At 43.4% G+C, this 19,747-nt stretch carries 13 protein-coding genes; 1 reads left to right on the forward strand and 12 read right to left on the reverse strand.

Annotated features, from left to right (window positions below):
* Positions 1-102 precede the first annotated feature (102 nt).
* From BV214_RS14085 to BV214_RS14140, 12 genes are all read right to left on the reverse strand, one after another.
* Positions 103-1,263 (reverse strand): alpha-hydroxy acid oxidase, encoded by a 1,161-nt coding sequence (locus tag BV214_RS14085; RefSeq protein ID WP_086478152.1) that lies wholly within the window; start codon positions 1,261-1,263, stop codon positions 103-105.
* A gap of 48 nt (positions 1,264-1,311) precedes the next feature.
* On the reverse strand, positions 1,312-1,641 hold the full coding sequence (locus BV214_RS14090) for an L-rhamnose mutarotase (protein WP_086478153.1): 330 nt from the start codon (positions 1,639-1,641) through the stop codon (positions 1,312-1,314).
* A 39-nt stretch (positions 1,642-1,680) separates the two neighbouring features.
* A complete protein-coding gene (gene fucP / locus BV214_RS14095) occupies positions 1,681-2,994 on the reverse strand; it encodes an L-fucose:H+ symporter permease (RefSeq protein ID WP_086478154.1) in 1,314 nt (437 codons plus the stop codon).
* 57 nt (positions 2,995-3,051) lie between these two features.
* Positions 3,052-3,834, reverse strand: a complete 783-nt coding sequence (locus BV214_RS14100; protein WP_086478155.1) for an L-fucose dehydrogenase — start codon at positions 3,832-3,834, stop codon at positions 3,052-3,054.
* A 29-nt stretch (positions 3,835-3,863) separates the two neighbouring features.
* A complete protein-coding gene (locus BV214_RS14105; RefSeq protein ID WP_217868785.1) occupies positions 3,864-5,405 on the reverse strand; it encodes a sulfatase in 1,542 nt (513 codons plus the stop codon).
* A 127-nt stretch (positions 5,406-5,532) separates the two neighbouring features.
* Positions 5,533-6,873, reverse strand: a complete 1,341-nt coding sequence (locus BV214_RS14110; protein ID WP_086478157.1) for an alpha-L-fucosidase — start codon at positions 6,871-6,873, stop codon at positions 5,533-5,535.
* A 38-nt stretch (positions 6,874-6,911) separates the two neighbouring features.
* Positions 6,912-9,278, reverse strand: coding sequence for a glycoside hydrolase family 95 protein (locus BV214_RS14115; protein WP_086478158.1), 2,367 nt, complete (start codon positions 9,276-9,278; stop codon positions 6,912-6,914).
* A 136-nt stretch (positions 9,279-9,414) separates the two neighbouring features.
* Positions 9,415-10,272: a fumarylacetoacetate hydrolase family protein gene (locus tag BV214_RS14120; RefSeq protein WP_086478159.1), complete on the reverse strand. Its 858-nt coding sequence runs from the start codon at positions 10,270-10,272 to the stop codon at positions 9,415-9,417.
* Positions 10,273-10,492: 220 nt separating this feature from the next.
* Positions 10,493-12,742: an alpha-L-fucosidase gene (locus BV214_RS14125; RefSeq protein ID WP_086478172.1), complete on the reverse strand. Its 2,250-nt coding sequence runs from the start codon at positions 12,740-12,742 to the stop codon at positions 10,493-10,495.
* Between the two features lie 208 nt (positions 12,743-12,950).
* A complete protein-coding gene (locus tag BV214_RS14130; protein WP_086478160.1) occupies positions 12,951-13,727 on the reverse strand; it encodes an SDR family NAD(P)-dependent oxidoreductase in 777 nt (258 codons plus the stop codon).
* 39 nt (positions 13,728-13,766) lie between these two features.
* On the reverse strand, positions 13,767-15,098 hold the full coding sequence (locus BV214_RS14135; RefSeq protein WP_086478161.1) for an L-fuconate dehydratase: 1,332 nt from the start codon (positions 15,096-15,098) through the stop codon (positions 13,767-13,769).
* 97 nt (positions 15,099-15,195) lie between these two features.
* Entirely contained in the window at positions 15,196-16,068 is an 873-nt protein-coding gene (locus BV214_RS14140) for an AraC family transcriptional regulator (RefSeq protein WP_086478162.1), read from the reverse strand.
* 501 nt (positions 16,069-16,569) lie between these two features.
* Here BV214_RS14140 and BV214_RS14145 point away from each other — a divergent pair.
* A complete protein-coding gene (locus BV214_RS14145; protein ID WP_086478163.1) occupies positions 16,570-19,737 on the forward strand; it encodes a SusC/RagA family TonB-linked outer membrane protein in 3,168 nt (1,055 codons plus the stop codon).
* Positions 19,738-19,747 lie beyond the last annotated feature (10 nt).

The following is a 19,747-nucleotide window of genomic DNA, read 5'->3' on the forward strand; positions in this document are numbered from 1 at the left end:
TCGCCAAATATTTTTAGGGTGTTGCATTGAGGAAAACAGGAAAAGAAACTTAAAGTGCTAAAATTTTTAATAATTCCTTTCAGCACTAAACAATCGTCCTAATTATAAAAGGTGATTTGGAAAATCTTTCACCTCTTCACAGCATATCTGCTCCATCACCTGCTGTAATTCTGTTTTTAAAAGGGAAATGGTATGATCGCCTCCTTGTGCACCCAAAGCCGCCACTCCGTACATAAAAGAACGCCCCAAGAAGGTGAACTCGGCCCCAGAAGCCAAGGTTCTTGCAATATCCGGACCACCCCTTAAACCGCTATCCATCATCACCTTAATCTGATCGCCGTATTTTTCGGCAATCCGTACCAGTGGCTTGATGGTAGACTCACCAGCATCTAACTGCCTACCTCCGTGGTTGGATACAATAATCCCATCTAAGCCCAACTTTATGCATTTCTCGGCATCGGCCTCGTTGGCAACGCCTTTTATCACCAATTTACCTTTCCACATATCGCGGATCGGTTTAATTTTCTCCTCGTTTAATCGGCCTGTAAACGTCTGGTCCATAAATTTCCCCAACTGAGCCAAATCTAGCCCCTTTGGCATATAGGGTCGCAAGGTCTCAAAATTAGGCTGCCCGTGTTTTAAGGTGTTCATTGCCCAACTGGGTTTCCCCAATACCTGAAGGATATTCTTCACAGACATCTTTGGGGGCATGGCCAAGCCATTGCGTATATCCCGGGGCCTAAATCCAAAAGTAGGCACATCTGCCAAGATCACTAGCACCGGACATTCGGCTGCTTCGGCCCTTTTAATAATATCGTCCCTTACGCTATCTTCCGTAGGATGGTAGAGTTGAAACCATGCCTTGCCTTCGGTAATTTCACTAATCCGCTCGATACTGCTGGTACTTACCGTACTCAGGATAAAAGGGATATTGTGCTCAAAGGCAGCCTTGGCCAGAATTTCTGGAGAGTTTGGCCACATAAGCCCTTGTAATCCCACGGGGGCAATACCGAAAGGAGCGTCGTAGGTATGTCCAAACAGTTCCGTTTTCATGCTAGAACCCGTATGCTTGCTTAAATAATAAGGCAAGAGCTCCACTTCCCTAATTTCGGAAGTGTTCTTATACAGGTTTACATCTTCATTACAGCCCCCATCCAAATATTCGAACGCAAATTTCGGAATCCGTTGCTTGGCCCTTTTCCTTAGATCGTCTACGGAAGGGTATTTGGTATTTATTTTTATTTCTTTCTTTTTCTCTTGCATAACGCTTACAAAGGGTAATTATTAAATTGGTCATGGAGCGGTGTACCCCTATAACTGAAAGACTTTTTCCATCAACATCCATTTCTCTCCCGGTTTGGCCATGGGAAGTGCCTGTTGGTACTGCCACATTAGTTCTTCCCACTTTTCATTCTCCGGGTACTTAGCATCGATCAATGCTTTCTTTTCAAAAGTAAAATCGTCATCGACTTCCATTATCATAAACATACGGTTCCCTACCCTATAGATCTCCATATTTATGATGCCAGATTCTTTGATGCTTTGTATAATCTCGGGCCATACCTCTTTATGGTATTCTTCATATTTTTTGATCAAGGCTTCATCGTCCTTTAGATCCAATGCCAAACAATGTCTTTTCATGTGATTTATTTTTAAAGGCTATAAACCATAATTATTGGGTTAGGCTAATTTAAGTTCATATTTTCTAAATACTCGGAATCCGTACCATGCAATGTAGATGAAACAAAGCAGTGGAAGGATAAAGGAAAAATTGACCTCTGCAACTCCGGTGATTTTTATATCGTCTACCGCATTACCGCCAAGATCAATGATCATTCCCTGCAGTTTGGGCATTAAGGCGCCACCCACAATGGCCATAACCAAGCCTGCCGCCCCAATCTTAGACTTCTCTTCTGAAAGTCCGGTAAGTGCTACCCCGTAAATGGTAGGGAACATAATGGACATAAAAAAGGTAATAGCCACCAAGCTGTACAAGCCTACCATTCCCTGAATATAGATAGCTCCTAGAGTACATGCACCTGCACAAATCGCAAAATAAGCCAGTAATTTCCCAGGACTTGTAAATCTCAGCACATAGGTTCCTACAGCGCGACCTACCAAGAACAGTACAAAGGCCAGTATTTGATAATTTGCAGCGGTGTCGCCCTCCATGCCAATAGCCTCTGCATACTGGTAGATATAGGTCCAGCACATAATCTGGGCTCCCACATAAAAGATTTGGGCAACTACCCCTAACACATATTTATTATTCTTTGCCAAGCCGTTAAAAGTATCTTTTAAACTGGGGATTCCGCCTTCTTCCTTGGCTTGCGGCATTTTACTAACTAGAATCAGGAAAAATATGGCCAAAATAACCAACCCCAGCACCACATAGGGATCTCGTATCACCATTAGGTCCGACGTTCTAATCATCGCTTTCTTTGCCTCCGAAAGCGCGGAGTAATCGTCATAATTGACCGATTGTATTTTTTTAAGTACAAATTGCTGCGCTACCAATAACCCCAATAGCAAGCCAACGGGATTAAACGCCTGGGCCAAAATTAAGCGCTGGGTAGCTGTTTCCGGGGCTCCCATTGCCAATATATAGGGGTTGGCAGTAGTTTCCAAGAATGCCAATCCGAAGGTTAAAATATATAACCCCAAACAAAAGAACCAGAACTGCTCCGTAATGGCCGCAGGGTAAAAGAGCAAGGCGCCAGCCGCATACAAGGCCAGTCCAATTAACACCCCAACCTTATAGGAATACTTGCGAACAAAGAGGGCCGCTGGCAAGGCCATACAGAAATACCCCCCATAAAACGCCATTTGCACCCAAGCCGCTTGGGAATTGGAAAGCTCCAAAACTTTTTTAAAGGCCTGCACCATGGGATCGGTCACTGCATTGGCAAATCCCCACAGGGCAAATAAGGAGGTGATTAAAATAAAGGGAACAAGCACCTTTTTAGATACAACTGCTGGTCTTTTTTGATTCATTGAATGGTGTTTTTATTTAGTTTATTGGATGGTTACTAGTTACTTAATTTACACCCTTTAGGAAATGGCGCGGTCCAAGTGGGTATATCCCCCGTCTACATAGAGTAATTGTCCGGTAGTATGACTGGATCTTTTAGAGAGTAGAAAGGCTACGGTATCGGCAATTTCCGCTGCGGTGGTCATTCTTTTCCCCAAAGGAATCTTATCGGTGATACCCTTTAGTTTGGTTTCTGGATCCTCAAAGGTTTTAATCCAACGATCATATAATGGCGTATAACATTCCGCTACAATTACCGCATTAACGCGCACATTATAGGGAAGCAATTCTACGGCCCACTCCCGGGTTAGCGCATTACGCCCTCCATTGGCAGCTGCATAGCCCGAAGTTCCTCCCTGACCCGTTACCGATGTTTTAGAACCGATATTTACGATGGCCCCTTCGGTCTTTTTAAGTTCTGGTAGCGCATGATGGGCCATAAGGTAGTAATGGGTAAGGTTGCGATTAATGGATTGTAGAAAATCGGCATAATTCCCGCTTTCCAGTCCAACCCCGTCATTAATCCCGGCATTGTTCACCAAGCCGTCTATCCTACCGAATTCTGCTAGGGTACGTTCCACAGCCAATTTACATTGTTCCGGGTCCGTTAGCTCGGCAGTAGTATAAAAAGCCTTACCGCCGCTTTCCTTAATTTCTGCCACCACCTGCTCCATACTGGCCTTATCCCTACCAACAATAACGGGGATGGCCCCTTCCTGGGCGAGCACCAAACTAATCCCGTGACCAATCCCTTTAGATCCTCCGGTCACTATAATCACTTTATCCTTAAGATGTAAATCCATAAAATTTTTAGTATGAAAAATTACTACTGCTATAATACCTCATCTGGGTAGGGAATCTGCATCCCAGTATCCTTCTGGGAAGGCATTTGTGCTTCTACCTCACGTAAATGATCGGACAATATTTTTGCCAACTCCTTTGTTTTTTCTGGTTGTGCTGCTACCAAATTCTTGGTCTCCCCAATATCTTCCTTTAAATTAAAGAGTTCCATCCTACCGTCTTGGTGGTAGTAAATTAATTTATAATCCCCCACCCTAGTACTACTGGAGGCTCCAATTCCCGGTCCGGAAGGTCCCCACTCATTGGGATAATGCCAGAATAAGGGTCGCTCTTTGGAATGATCCTCGCCCGACTTTAGGGTGGGAACAAAACTAAATCCATCTACCTGCTGTACCGTTTTATACTGTTTCACACCTGCCATTTCCAAAATGGTGGGATAAAAATCCTCTATAATGATCTTATGGTCGGTAACCGAGTTGGGCGGCGTTTTCCCTGGCCATTTCACTAAACTGGGAACTCGAATGCCCCCTTCGTAGGCCGATCCCTTCCCGCTATTCAAAGGTTTGTTGTGGGTGTTTCTTTCTCCTCCCCTAGCATAGACACTCAACCCTCCGTTGTCCGACATAAAAAGGATGATGGTATTCTCGGCCAGTTCCTTTTTCTCCAAATAATCCATGATATCTCCTAGGCTCTTATCCATCCCCTCTACCAAAGAGGCATATTTTGCTTCGATGGAATCTAACCCTTTGTCATAGTATTTTTGTACGAAACGGGCATCTGCCATGATGGGGGTATGCACTGCATAATGGGACATATGCAAAAAGAAGGGTTTGTTTTCCTCTTGGGCTACGTCCATTGCCTCCAAGGCTTCCAAGGTAATAGCCTCCGTTAGGAAGACCTCTTCCCCATGGTATTTCTCCAAACCTGGCACGGCCCATATTTCCCTACCCTTATTTCCATTACCATAATCCTCGGTTCCCAGAAAACTTCCTGGAGCTCCTGCTGCATGTCCGGCAATATTCACATCAAAACCGAGATTTAAGGGATCTTCCCCTAGGGTACCTATGGCCCCTAAATGGGCCTTACCCGAATGAATGGTATAATAGCCTGCATCTTGCAACAACTGTGGCAGCGGAGTGGCATATACTGCTTTATCCACCTCCAGGGAGGGCGTCATCCCATTTACATTCCATTCTGGGAAGCTTAGCGACTTATGATTGGTTTCCATGGGCTGCAATTTATCCTTGTGCAGTGTCCAATTGGATACCCGGTGTCTTGCGGCATTCATCCCCGTCATTAAACTCACTCGTGTGGGACTGCAAACAGCGGTAGCATAGGCTTGGGTGAATTTCATCCCCTCTTTTGCCAAACGCTCCATATTAGGGGTTTGGTACAAATCGTTAAAGGGGGTTCTTTGGGTCCAGAAGGGCACGGAAGTATCCTGCCACCCCATATCATCTACCAAAAACATCACAATGTTGGGCTGGGAAGCATTATTATCCACTTGGTTCGGTTGCATATCCTTACATCCTCCCAAGAAGGCCAATGCAAGAAGAGCTAGTATAAACTTCATACTATCCATATTAAATATATTAAAGCAACTATATTTTTGCATTGGCCCTGTATTTATTGGTTATATCCCACCACATATATCCTAAAGCAATATAAACACTACTTTTTACACCTCAACTATCTAATATTTAATTACTCTCTATCACCGCACCATCTTCACGGTACAGGTCTACCTTGCCATCTAACAATACGGCAATTACGGTCATATCCTCATCCAACACATGCTCTGGCACCTTAATGTATTTAATCCCTGGATAGTGGCTCCAATACACCTTCCCTATCACCTGATGCGATAGTTTAGTGCCTTCACCCACAACCCAAATGCGGTTAATATTATTCTTAAGTCCGCGTAAGACCACTTCCCCTCCAGGATTTCCTTTTACGAATAAATACAGGATGTTCTGATCTTTGGACAGGGTGGTAGGTCCATAAAAATGCTCTTTCGGAATTCCCGAGCGTGTACCGTATATGGCTTCTTTATGCTTGTTGGTCCATCTCCCCAAGCCTTCCAAGATAGCTACTTGCTCTTTTGGAATACTACCATCGCCTTTTGGACCTATATCCAGTAATAGGTTACCCCCATTACTAATGACATCGGCGAATACCCCTATAATCTGATTGGTGGTTTTGTAATTATGGTCGTTTTTTTGATATCCCCAAGAATCGTTCATAGTAAGGCAGAGTTCCCAAAACTTGTTCTCAGGCCTTGTAATGGGCATTCCTTGTTCTGGGGTGGCATAATCCCCATGCTCCTTAAGTCGGGAATTTAAAATCGTATTGGGGTTCCTATCCAACAGCATTTGTCGCACTTTTGGTGCCTGCCAATCTTCGGAGCTGTGCTCCCAGTCCCCATCAAACCAATAAAGATCCGGATTGTAGGTGTCAGACAGTTCTTTTAGTTGCCCTTGGTAATATTTTAGGAATTTATCCCATCTTTTGGGTTCATCCGCTATTTTATAACGCATGGAATCGCGCGTAAAATGGGTGTAATCGGCATAAGACCAATCTGGCAATGAGTAGTAGATTCCCACTTTTAGGTTATTCTTCCGAAGTTCGGAAACAAAGGGGCTAAGTACATCTTTCTTGGACGCTGCACCCTTTACCGAGTTAAAATCGCCAAATTTGGAATCCCAGAGTGCAAATCCGTCGTGGTGTTTGGAGGTGATGACCGAGTACTTGGCCCCGCTCTTTTTAATTAAATCTACCCAGGCAGTTGGATCATAGTTCTTTGCAGTGAATCCCTTGGTCTGTTTTAGGTAATCCTTATGGGAAATGTACCCGTTAAAAAAAGACCAAGACTCGTCTATTCCATTCACGGAATAGAGTCCCCAGTGAATGAATATCCCCAGTTTGGCATCTTTAAACCACTCCATTTTCTCCTCATTTTGAGAGGTAGTTTCCGGTTCTTGTCCTTGTGCAAGATTTGCAGTGAGGGCGAATAAAAAAATAAAAGCAATCAGTTTTCTCATTAGTGTATATATGTATTCTCCTTAGTCTATTATTTTCCTTAGTTTACTTTCTCCAAGGCTGAATTCAACCAGATTTTCTGGTCTTTTTTTAATGCAACTGTGGTTTCAACCTGGTTATATAACAAATCTACCTCCGTATTCCTCTTAGCCAAAAGCCCCACTTTCACCAATTTTCCGTCTTTCCATTCCAAATCCAGTTCAACATTTCCGCGGGCTACCAGTCCGGTTATGGATCCCGATTCCCAGTTTGGGGGCAATGCAGGCAACAACCTAATAAATCCTTCATGGGATTGCATTAGCAACTCTGCTACTCCGGCCGTGTATCCAAAGTTACCATCGATCTGAAAGGGCGGATGCTCGTCAAACAAATTATCTGCTATAGATATCTGCATCAGTTTTGTGATATTCTCTTGTGCCGACTTAGCATCTAGCAATCGGGCATTGAAATTAATCATCCAGGCCCTACTCCACCCGGTACCAGCACCACCGTGCTGTAAGCGGTAATCAATGGTCTTTTGGGCTGCGGCAAAGGCTTCCTTATCCTTGGAGGTAATAGCAACACCAGGGTGAAGTGCATAGAGGTGCGACATATGGCGATGTCCTTTTTCCGGCTCTTCATATTCCTCGTTCCACTCTAAAATTCGACCATCTTTTCCAATCTTAACTCCAGGATAGAGATCTTCCAATTTAGTCCTTACCTCTTTAATAAAGTCGTCCTCTATCTCCAACACTTGCGCCGCTTCCAAGGTATTCTCAAAAGCTTCCGCTATAATTTGATGCCCCATAGCCGAACCCATGGCCATGGCAACTGGTTTCCCGTCTGCTGCATAATAGGAATTCTCTGGGGAGGCTTCGGGATAGGAAATCCACTTTTCACTATTTTCATCCTTCTGCAACCAATCCAAATAAAACTCGCTAATTGTCTTTAGGAAGGGATAAGCACGATTTTGAAGAAATTCTTCATCTTCTGTGAATTTATAATGTTCCCAATAATGTTGGGCCAACCATCCACCACCGTGGATCCATGCGCCCCAATAGGTCCTTTCGGCACGCATCCATGCCGTTGCCCACAAATCTGTGGCTTGGTGCATTACCGCTCCCCTATCAATTCCGTATTGCTCCTTAGCGGTAATTTTCCCCCTTTCGAGTAGGCGGTCTCCAAAATCGAACAAAGGCATATGCAATTCGGAAAGATTGGTCACCTCAGCCGGCCAATAATTCATTTGGAGGTTAATGTTCAGGTGGTAATCGGCATTCCAAGGTGCCTCTAGGTGGTTGTTCCAAATACCTTGTAAGTTGGCCGGATTGGTTCCTGGCCGTGAGGATGCTATCAGCAAATACCGACCGAATTGAAATAATTTAGCCGCTAAATCCGGGTCGTCTTTACCGTCCTTAATTCTTTGTAGTCTAACATCCGTAGGAAGGGAATCTAATTCCTTACCTCCCAAGTCTAAAGCAACTCGGTTATACAAGGAAGAATAGTCTTCAATATGCCTGTTCAATAGACTTGAAAATGTTTTCCCCGCTACGCTTTTTAGGGTTTCAATATTTTTGGTTTTATAATCATCCGAATAAAAGGAAGTGTTGGCCACAAGGTAAATGGTAGCTTCTTTCACTCCTTTTAAGGATAAGGATCCATTATTGGCAACTACTTCCCCTGTGGTATTTTCCACCTTTAGTCGAGTTTCAAATTTCACCCCGTAATCGATTGGAAATGGTTGGGATTCGCGCTTCCCCCCGTACTGGGTTACCATTCCCAGCATACTAATTTCGGAATCCGATGGATTGGAGGTGGTGACGGTTTTATGTCCGTGATCTTCGGGCCGATCCAGCCTCAGGTCAAAATCCATTCCCTCAGCAGCGGTGGTACTTAAATGAATTACCATAAGGTCATCTGCATGGGAAGAAAATACTTTTTCAGAATATTCGGCTCCATTACTGGTATACGTCACTTCTACCAAGGCATTGTTTAGATCTAAAGATCTTTTGTAGTTTTCTACCTTCTTATCCCCTTTAAAATCGATAAAAAGATCGCCCATAGTCTGGTGTGATCTCACCACCGTTTTATAGGAAAACTTATCCATATAGGTAGCATCTACTTCATGTGGGTTTCCCTCCCTTAACAATTTTCTAAAATGTGCTAGGTCCTCTGGCGTTCCTTTGGAGTCGCCCCAATCCGGACCACCTGGCCACATTGAGTCCTCGTTAAGCTGAATGCGTTCGTTATTGGGGTCTCCAAAAACCATAGCTCCCAACCTACCATTACCAACGGGCAGGGCTTCCATCCATTGGGAAGCGGGTTGAGCGTACCATATTTCATTAGAGGCAGTCTCCTTTTCCTGAGTCTGGCAACTGTAGATAGTGAATACAAGTAGTGTAAGTAGTAGCGTTTTAATCTGATTCATTTTTAGATCTTCCAATTTTGTTAAAGCTCACAGTGGCTTCAACTCATAAAAAAATGAGTGAAAACTGTCGTTTTCTTTAAAGCAGGAAAAATGGCCCTCAACATTTTCTGGAGAGGGCAATTTTATTTTTAATTTATTATCCTTGATAGGCTTTGGCGGTCTGCTTAGAGGTACCCAATCCTTCAATACCCAACTCTACCACATCTCCTGGTTTTAGGTACTTTGGGGGATTAAATCCTAATCCCACTCCAAAGGGCGTACCGGTAGAAATAATATCCCCTGGTAGAAGGGTCATAAACTGACTGATATAGCTTACCACTTCCTGTACGTTAAAAATAAAGTCGGACGTTGAGCTATCCTGTACGGTTTCCCCGTTTAGCTTTAACCACAGGTGTAGGTTATTGGGGTCTTTAATCTCATCTTTCGTGGCGATAAATGGCCCTAGGGGAGCAAAGGTATCACAGCTCTTACCCTTTACCCACTGACCTTCGCGCTCTATTTGAAATTCTCGCTCGCTATAGTCGTTATGCAAAACATAGCCTGCAACGTGATCCATGGCGTCTTCCTTGGAAACATAGGATGCTTTTTTCCCGATAACCACTGCCAATTCTACTTCCCAGTCTGTTTTTTCACTTCCTTTAGGAATAATTACGTCATCATTGGGACCAACAATGGCGGAAGTTGCCTTGAAGAAAAGTACGGGCTCTTTAGGAACCGCCATACCACTTTCGGCCGCGTGTTTAGCGTAATTGAGTCCAACACACACTATTTTTGAAGGTCTAACCAATGGCGCTCCCAATCGCACTTCCTGGCCTACTACCGGACAACTTCCTTCATTATCCTTTAACCAAGCTGCTAATTGCTCTAAACCATCCGTTCCAAAGAAATCCTCGTCAAAATCCCTTCCAAATGCAGAAACATCCAGTCGCTTTCCATTTTCCAACTGCACTCCTGGCTTTTCCTTTCCTACCTCTCCAAATCGAATTAATTTCATCTTCTTATTGTTTTAAATTGATTTTTATTCTAAATGTTTCAAATACTATCCGCTAGTTGGTAACCGATTTCGAATACCCCTGCCTACCGGTAGGCAAGCTCAATCTCCTACAAATCGGTGGCGGAGTTTACCTGCCCAAGGCAGGCGGAGTCGAAGCCACAATTCTGAATTCTCACTACTCAGTACTCAGTACTCAGTACTCAGTACTCAATACTCAGTACTATTTCTCCTCCAACAAAAAATCGACCTCAGCGATTGTGGCAACTTTCCCTCCGCCAGCAATTTCTCTGGATTCAATTCTAATATATCGGGTATTTACAACCGACTTAAATACATGCTTCCGGGTAGTTGGATCGTTAATAAGGTTTCCAAACTCGAAGGATTCCAAGGTTTTCCACGACTTCCCATCGGCACTAATTTTAAGCACGCCTTTTTCTATCATTCCGTCCCTATGTGCTTTTTGTGGCGTATAGGTAAATCCTTTTAGGGCATATTCCGCACCTAGATCCAAGGATAGGTAGTGATTTTGATTATTGGAAGCAGACTGCCAGTAGGTGGTAGGATCGGCATCAAAAGCTGCTGCTCCTTCGCGACCAGACTGTGCGCTACTTTGCTGCAATAGTTTCCAATCTTTTTTCATCACTCCTAGCTCTCTTTCTACCACAGCCCCTAATTGATCGTTAATTTGGGCCACTGCCTTTACTTCCCCTGCTGCCAAGGAAAAAGGATCCTCATAAATAGGAGAATTCGCCGTAGGCATGGAACCGTCGGTGGTATACCTAATAATATAGTCCCCGTTTAAATTTGCACTGATATCCTGTCCATGGGGCTTCCAACCAAAGTCCTCTTTCTTGGGGGCTATGCTCACCATCCCGTTCACATCTCTTTCAATGGCAAGTTGTGGTGGACGAGTGTTGTAGTAATAAGCCCCTACAAAGGAGATCGCGGGGTACCACCTAGACTGCAAGAATCTTACCCTCACCTTATTGGTGGTCACCTCTGGGAAACGCAATATTCGCTTATACCCAATATTCGTGGATACCGCTATTTCTTGCCACTCATTGTTTATCCAAGCATCCAAAGCATGTTGCTCTACCCTTTCCCCATGGGTTGCAATGGCTTCCTGCAAGACCAATCTATTAAAGGTAATAGGTGCTTTGGTGCTAAGGACAAGCTCAGCATTCTCCTTGTCCAACACCTCAAAAAGCGCATCATTGGCATCCAGGATGTTTTTGGGCCCCTTGGCATCTGCTAATAAATTATTGGAATAGGTTTCCCTAATACGCTGCCCTACTTCCTCCAATACCCTAACATCTTCCGGGGAAAACTTCCCTTCCCTATTTGGAGGAATATTTAATAAAAAGGTAGCGTTACCACCTACTGATCTTTCGTAAATATCAAAAACGTCGTCGGTACTGCGCACCTTTTGATCGGTATCGTCCCTATAAAACCATCCCTCTCTAATAGAGGTGTTTATTTCTGCTTGTTGATAATGCAAAAACTTGGCATTGTAGAGCTTTTCCCTACTTCCAATATCTTCTGCGGTTATATCCTCAAATTTGTTTAGGTTCGCCGGATCCTCCAAGTACGGAATTACGTTCCACTCCGTATCCCTAGTATCCCCTGCTTCATTACCGCACCAACGGATGTCCTCTTTCCCAAAGATTACCGTTTCTGGCGCCAATGTTCTTATCAATTCCTTCCAAGCTAGATAATTATAGGTCTGTCCGCCTTTGCGTTTCGGATGAGCCCCATCAAACCACACCTCATGGATAGGACCGTATTCGGTTAACAACTCAAAAAGCTGGTTTAAGAAATACTCGTTATAATCGTCCACCTTAAAAGTAAAAGTAGTCTTGTTCTCGAAAGGCCTTCCTTCTACCGGTCTTGGAATGGTACGCTCTGTATACTCACTTAAATTCCCATAAAGTCCCTCCTCATTCTCTATCTGGAACAAGTCTGCCGGAGACAAATACACCCCAAGTTTAAGCCCGTACTTTTTACATGATTCCGAAAGCTCCCTTAACACATCCCCCTTACCATCTTGAAAAGGAGTGGACATTATTCCGTGGTCGGTATACCTACTTTGCCACAATACAAATCCGTCATGGTGTTTTACGGTTAGGATTACCTTTTTCATCCCTGCGTCGCTCATGGCCTTACACCATTGATCCGTATCCAGGTTTTTAAGATTAAATACCTTTGGATCTTCCATTCCATTACCCCATTCCATTCTAGTAAAGGTATTGGGCCCAAAATGGATGAAAGCGATAAATTCATTTTTTAAGGCCTCGTACTGGTTAGGCGTAGGAACTACATGTGCTGCTTTTAATATAATGGAATCCTTACTATCCGTATCGTTCACGGGAATGGTACTGGAAACGGGCATTACCAAGGCATCAAACTTTGGTTTTTGGGAACAGGCCGTCAAAAACACCACTAAGGCCAGACATTGAAATAACTTATTCATCTTACTATTTTTCACTTTTCGTTGGTTGATATTATTGCCAGTATACACGCTGGCCTTGCTATTAAATTGACCAATCGCCGCATTAACAAATCCTCAAGTTGACACATGGACTCATTGATACACTGGCACATTGTTATATTGATACATTGTTATATTGGTACATTATTATTTTGGTACATTGAAACACTGGTACATTAACTCACTAATCCTACCCATTCAATTTAATAAACCCTCCATCTATAGGAAAATCGGTTCCCGTAATAAAGGAGGCTTCGTCCGAACATAGGTACAACGCCAGATTAGCTACCTCTTCCGGTTTCCCCATTCTACCGATAGGCTGGGTCTTGGAAAGTTTCTGGAACATCTCCTCTTCTTTCCCAGGGTAGTTTTTTCCAATAAACCCATCCACAAACGGGGTATGGATCCTTGCAGGGGAAATGCTATTGCAGCGTATCCCTTGCTCCAGATAATCCTTGGCCACGGAAAGAGTCATGGTTAACACGGCTCCTTTGGACATGGAGTAGGCAAAACGGTCCGATATCCCAACCGAGGAAGCAATGGAGGCCATATTTACAATCACCCCTCCCTTTTCCTTCATCTTACCTACCACTGCATGCATACAATTATACACACCCTTCACATTTACATTGTAGATTCTATCCAAATCATCTTCCGTAGTCCCTTCCAAGTTCCCAACGTGGGCAATACCGGCATTGTTCACCAAGATATCTATGTATTGCTCCTTTGCAATGGCATTAACCACTTGGGATACCTGCGCTGTATTGGAAACATCGCAGGCATGAAACGTAGCGACACCTCCAGAAGCGGAAATATCCTTTACTATTTTCTCCCCGTTTTCGGCATTATATTCCAAGATATGCACATGGGCTCCTTGGGCCGCAAACTTTTTGGAAATTGCCTCGCCAATACCACTAGCTCCGCCAGTGATAATAGCTGTTTTATTTTTTAAACTAAATAGCGTCATCTTCTTGCACGTATTTATCCTCTATTAATAAATTCTTTTTTACTGCTGCGATTTTTGGTCCGCGTCTTCCTGCCAGATTATCCCATCAGGAAAACTGTAGTCCTCCAAAGACTGCTCTTTCATGGTAATACTATATCCTGGCATGGAAGGAGGCATATAGGCACCGTTCTTAATCACCACAGGATCGTAGAAATGTTCGTGTAAATGATCTACATACTCAATAATACGATCTTCCATGGAACCGCTTATCGCAATAAAATCGATCATGGAAAGGTGCTGTACATATTCGCATAAACCTACACCTCCAGCATGTGGACAGACCGGAATATTAAATTTTGCGGCCATTAGAAGAATTGCTAGGATTTCGTTTACTCCCCCAACCCTACAGCTATCTATTTGACAGATCCCCATAGCATCGGCCTGCATCAATTGCTTAAAGATCACCCTATTCTGGCAATGCTCGCCTGTAGCCACTTTTATAGGGTGTACGGCCTCGGCAATCTTAGCATGCCCCAGAATATCGTCCGGACTGGTAGGCTCTTCTATCCACCAAGGCTCAAACTTCCCAAGCGATGCCATATTGGTGATTGCTTCATCCACATCCCATTTTTGGTTGGCATCCATCATCAATCTTAAGTCTGTTCCAATCTCCTCTCGGATAATGGCTGCACGCCTCATATCATCCTGAAGGTCGGACCCCACCTTTATTTTCATATGCTTAAATCCAGCTTCCTTGGCCTCGCGACACAAACGCCTCATCTTATCGTCCGAGTAGCCCAACCATCCTGCAGAAGTGGTGTATGCCGGGTATCCGTTTTCTAACAAGTAATCTATTCTTTCCTGTTTGGTAGCTTCCTTTTCCTTCAATAACTGCAAGGCCTCCTCTGGGGTAACGGCATCGGTAATGTAGGTGAAATCTATACAGGAAACGAGCTCTTCCGGAGACATATCGGCCAGCAATTTCCATAGCGGCTTATTCTCCATCTTAGCATAGAGATCCCAAACTGCATTAACCACGGCACCGGTCGCCAAATGGATTACTCCTTTCTCTGGCCCCAACCATCTAAGCTGACTATCTCCAGTGATCATCTTCCAGAAATCTCCCATATTTTCAATAAAACTTTCCATGGATTTTCCCTTCACCAAGGGAGCAAGGGAATGTATTGCAGCTGCACAAAGCTCATTACCCCTACCTATAGTAAAGGTAAGCCCATGCCCTTCCAATCCGTCAGGATGGTTGGTTTTCAACACTACATAAGCGGCTGAATAATCTGGATCTGGATTCATGGCATCTGAGCCATCTAAGGATCTACTGGTGGGAAACCGGACGTCTTTTACCAAAACATCCGTAATTATTGTTTTACTACTCATTATTTCATTTATTAAAAAAACAAATCTAAACCTATATCCCTTACAATTCCACCACCAAAAGCCTCATTGTCGATACTTTTTTGACATTTTTCAGGTATCATTCCTTAATTTGAGTATGAAGCTTCACATATTCAGAAGGCGACATACCCACAATGGATTTAAAATGACGATTAAAATTTGAAATATTATTAAATCCAGACTCATAACAGACTGGGGTTATGTTGTCCCTATTTTCTATCAATAATTTACAGGCATACCCTATTCTAATTTCATTCAGGTATCGGGTAAAGGTCTTTCTATGAATCCTTTTAAAGAACCTACTAAAGGCGGAAGGATTCATTTTTGCCACTTCGGCAACATCCTTGGAGCCAATAGGATGATTGAAGTTTTTAAAGATAAATTCATAGATTTCATCCAAGGTCTTGTTATCGGTCTTATTAAAAGAATTTAAAAATCCGGGACTAGACAATAATTGATACTCCTCATGAATGGCCAAATGATGGAGCACTTCCAACAGCCCAATGGTTTTATGGAAAGGGTCTAACTCACTTAGTTCTTTTACCTTGGAAAGCACGGTATCCTCCACGCCTACAAATTTTATACCTTGGTCTGCCCTTTTTATCAATTGGGCAATGGGCTTCATTTCCATAGCATTTAAAAAATCCATCCCCAAGAAATCTTCTCTAAAGTGAACCGCAATGGCTTCACTCATCAAATTGGAATCTTCCTCAAAATAGACCTCATCATTAAGCCACATATGAGGCAGGTTCTTCCCTAGGAGCACCAACTCCCCTTCCTCAAACTTTTCAATCCCATCTCCAATAAACCTCGTGCCAGTACTTCTGACAATATAGACCAACTCCAATTCCGGATGGTAGTGCCACACCTTTAAAAAATGTGAAAAACTATTATGGGCCACCGTGAAGGAACTATTTTGTAAACTAGATCTATTAAGCAAATGTAGCTTCATACCATATGTGAACTTTAGAACTTAAAAAAACGCCATCTAATACCACAAATATACTTCAATTCTGCCTAAACTCCACCTAAGGCAAAAAAAGTATTGTGATTTCACCTTTGCTTGGTGGACAAGCATGATAATACCGAATACATTAGCACCCATACTTTTACGGATATATTCTTTTCCAAAACTGAGAAGAATAAGAAAACCGATGAACACGAGCTGTAAAACTAGATTAAAATAGTTTTACCAATCGCTAAGCAAAAAACCCTTTGCTTTCGCGAAAGGATAGCGATATATCAAGAAAAGCGATTTGCTAAACTGCCAGAAGATGGGCAATTGAAGGCTTTTACCAGAATCTCCAAGACTAACCTAAATAAATATTAAAGAAGATGAACCGATAGAAAACGAAAACATAGCACTTTCACTTAAAAACCACAGCTACTGTAGATACAACTAACATAAGAAAGTGTGCACGCTACAATATTAACCACCAAATTTTTAATAAATATGAGATTAACTAGCCAAGCGGAGGGCCGGCAAATAAACTGGTCCAGCATGTTTCGTCCTAAGAAGAAACTATCCGCCCTATTAATGCTGATTACACTATTTCAACTACAGGCAATTACCGCTGCCACATCCACAAAAGAATTTAAACAAGCCCCCATACCGCAGCATTCCGTAAGTGGAACGATTACCGATAGTAACGGTGCTCCCTTGCCAGGCGCCAACATCGTAGAGAAAGGCACTACCAACGGAGTAACTGCTGATTTTGATGGAAACTTCAATATTTCAGTAGCCAACGAAAACGCCACCTTGGTGGTTTCCTATATAGGATTTGCCACTAGGGAGGTTGCTATTGAGGGACAAACGACCATTTCCGTAGCCTTAGAGGAGGATGCCGCCGGTTTGGATGAAGTGGTATTGATAGGATACGGAACCCAAAAGAAAAGTGACCTCACCGGAGCAGTAGGCTCCGTTAAGGCAGAAGAATTGGCAGAAAGGCCTGCCGCCTCCTTAAACCAAGCAATGGCTGGAAAGGTTGCAGGGGTTAATGTTACCACAGGCTCTGGGCGTCCAGGAGGTAGGACAGCTGTAAGAATCCGTGGAAACACCTCGGTAAGTATTGCCAATACGCCGCTTTATGTAATTGACGGGGTGATCCTTAGTGCTGCCAGTCTACCGAATGGAAGCACCCCAATAGACTACATGAATCCGAATGACATTGAATCCATTGAAGTATTGAAAGACGCTTCTGCCACCGCTATATATGGTGCAAGAGGTGCCAATGGGGTGATATTAGTAACCACTAAAAAAGGGACTACTTCCGGTGGCACCCATGTTAATTACGATGTAGACTTCAGCCTAGGAACGCTACCCAAAAAGTTGGATCTATTGAATTCCGAAGAGTTTTTGCTTGTGGAGGAAATTGCCTATGCTAATGCTGAAAAGTATGATCCCGATGGATGGGCCGGTGGTCGCTATACGGATCCTAGATTAAAAAGGACAGACCCTAGGCTCTTTGATGCAGATGGCAAGCCGCTCCATGATACGGATTGGCAGGACGAAGCCATCAGGGATTCTTTCACACAAAATCATCAAGTATCCTTCACCGGAGGTAATGAAAACTCCAATTTTGGTCTATTTATGGGCTTCCGCGATGAAGAGGGATTAATTATAGAGTCTTGGCTAAAGCGTTATTCGGGCAGATTTACGTTAGATACTGATGTAAACGACTGGTTAAATATTGGGGGTAGTTTAAGCTATAACGACCAGAACGAAAAGCAGGTAGACCAACTTGGTGGCGGTGGAATTACCACGATGCGACAGGTTTTTGAAGCCCTACCAATTATACCCGTACGATATGAGGATGGGAGTTGGGGATCCAACATAGACTATCCGGGGATGGAAGGTGGCGGAAGTCCCGTAGCAGTAGCCAATGACCGCAGGTACTTTCTAAAGACCCAAACAGTTTTGGGAAATTTCCACAGCACCATTAAATTCACCGACAATCTTCAATTGCGTACCACCTTGGGTGCCAATGTCATCAATCAAAGAAATGATTACTACGGAGGGAAGGACCTTAGATATATAGCCAGACCCGATGGGGAGGCCTACGTAGATAATTCCCGTTATAATTCATGGCAATTTGAAAACTATTTAACCTATAACAAGGATTTCAACAGTGACAACTCCTTGTCTGCCATGCTAGGACTCTCTTGGCAGCATATAGACGAGTTTCGATCTAGGGCATCTACCCGCGGATTTGCCGATGACTTTTACGGCTTCAATAACCTTGGGGCCGGCTCTAAACCACAGGCACCCTCATCTAGCAAAATCGCTTACGGACTAAATTCTTACTTTGGGCGTATTAACTACAACCTCAAGAATAAATATTTACTAACCCTAACCGGGAGAGCGGACGGATCCTCCAAATTTGGACCGGAAAATCAGTTTGCTTTCTTCCCATCGGCAGCTTTGGCATGGAGGGTATCCCAAGAAGACTTTTTACGAGGTAATGCCACCATTTCTAACCTAAAATTGAGAGCCAGCTATGGTTCTACAGGTAACTCCGAGATTCCTGCTTACAGAGCACTGGCCGGACTAACCAACGGAACCGTAATCTTTAATGGCGACCGTGCAGCCTATACCGTTCCAGGCCGTATGGCTAATCCTGATTTAAAATGGGAGAAAACAGATCAGGTGGATGTAGGCCTCGAAGTAGGCCTTTTAAACAACCGCATAGGATTGGAAGTTGATGTTTATCGCAAATTGACTACAGACATGCTTCTAAATGCCCCCGTTCCGTCTTCCAGCGGTTTCACCAATGTCTTTAGAAATGTGGGAAGTATGGAAAACAAAGGAATCGAAATTAATTTACATACCACCAATGTAGATAATGAGGTTTTTGGATGGAACAGCAACTTCAATATTTCCATCAATAAAAATGAGGTGGTTGAGCTTTCCGGCGGTTCCGACATTTACCTAGGGTCCACATTGATTAGAGTAGGAGAACCGGTAGGTACCTTCTACGGGTATATTGATGAGGGAACTTGGAATACGGATGAGGCAGCGCAAGCAGCCATCTATGACCGATTACCGGGCGACATCAAATACAGGGACCTTAATAACGATGGTAAAATAAATAGCGATGACCGTGCCATTATAGGAAAGGGTATTCCCGATGGTTTTGGAACCTTTTCCAATACGTTCCGATATGGCAACTTTGAGTTATTGGTAGACCTTCAATTTCAATATGGCAACAGTGTAATGTATCGAGATGAACACTCTGCGGAGGATCGACAAACCATAGCCAATAGTTTTAAGACCGTTCTAAATGCGTGGACTCCAGAGAATCAGGATACGGATATTGCCCAGATTAGACCTATTGCTGCTGGATACGACACCAATAATGACTCCGGAAAATTAAAGGATGCGGCCTTCCTAAGGGGAAGAAATTTAATGCTATCGTATGTGTTTGAACCAGAATTGGTGAAGCGTTTGCACTTAAACCGTATTAGGGTATACACTTCGGTGCAGAACTTCTTTGTAAGCACAAAATTTCCGGGCTATGACCCAGAAAGCTCGAATGGAAGTGGGGCCTTTGATCAAGGATTCTCTTTGTACGATTATCCAAGACCCCGCACCTTTATGCTAGGATTAAATGTTGGACTATAACCATATAAAA

It is taken from the genome of Arenibacter amylolyticus, assembly GCF_002150785.1.
Lineage (GTDB): Bacteria > Bacteroidota > Bacteroidia > Flavobacteriales > Flavobacteriaceae > Arenibacter > Arenibacter amylolyticus.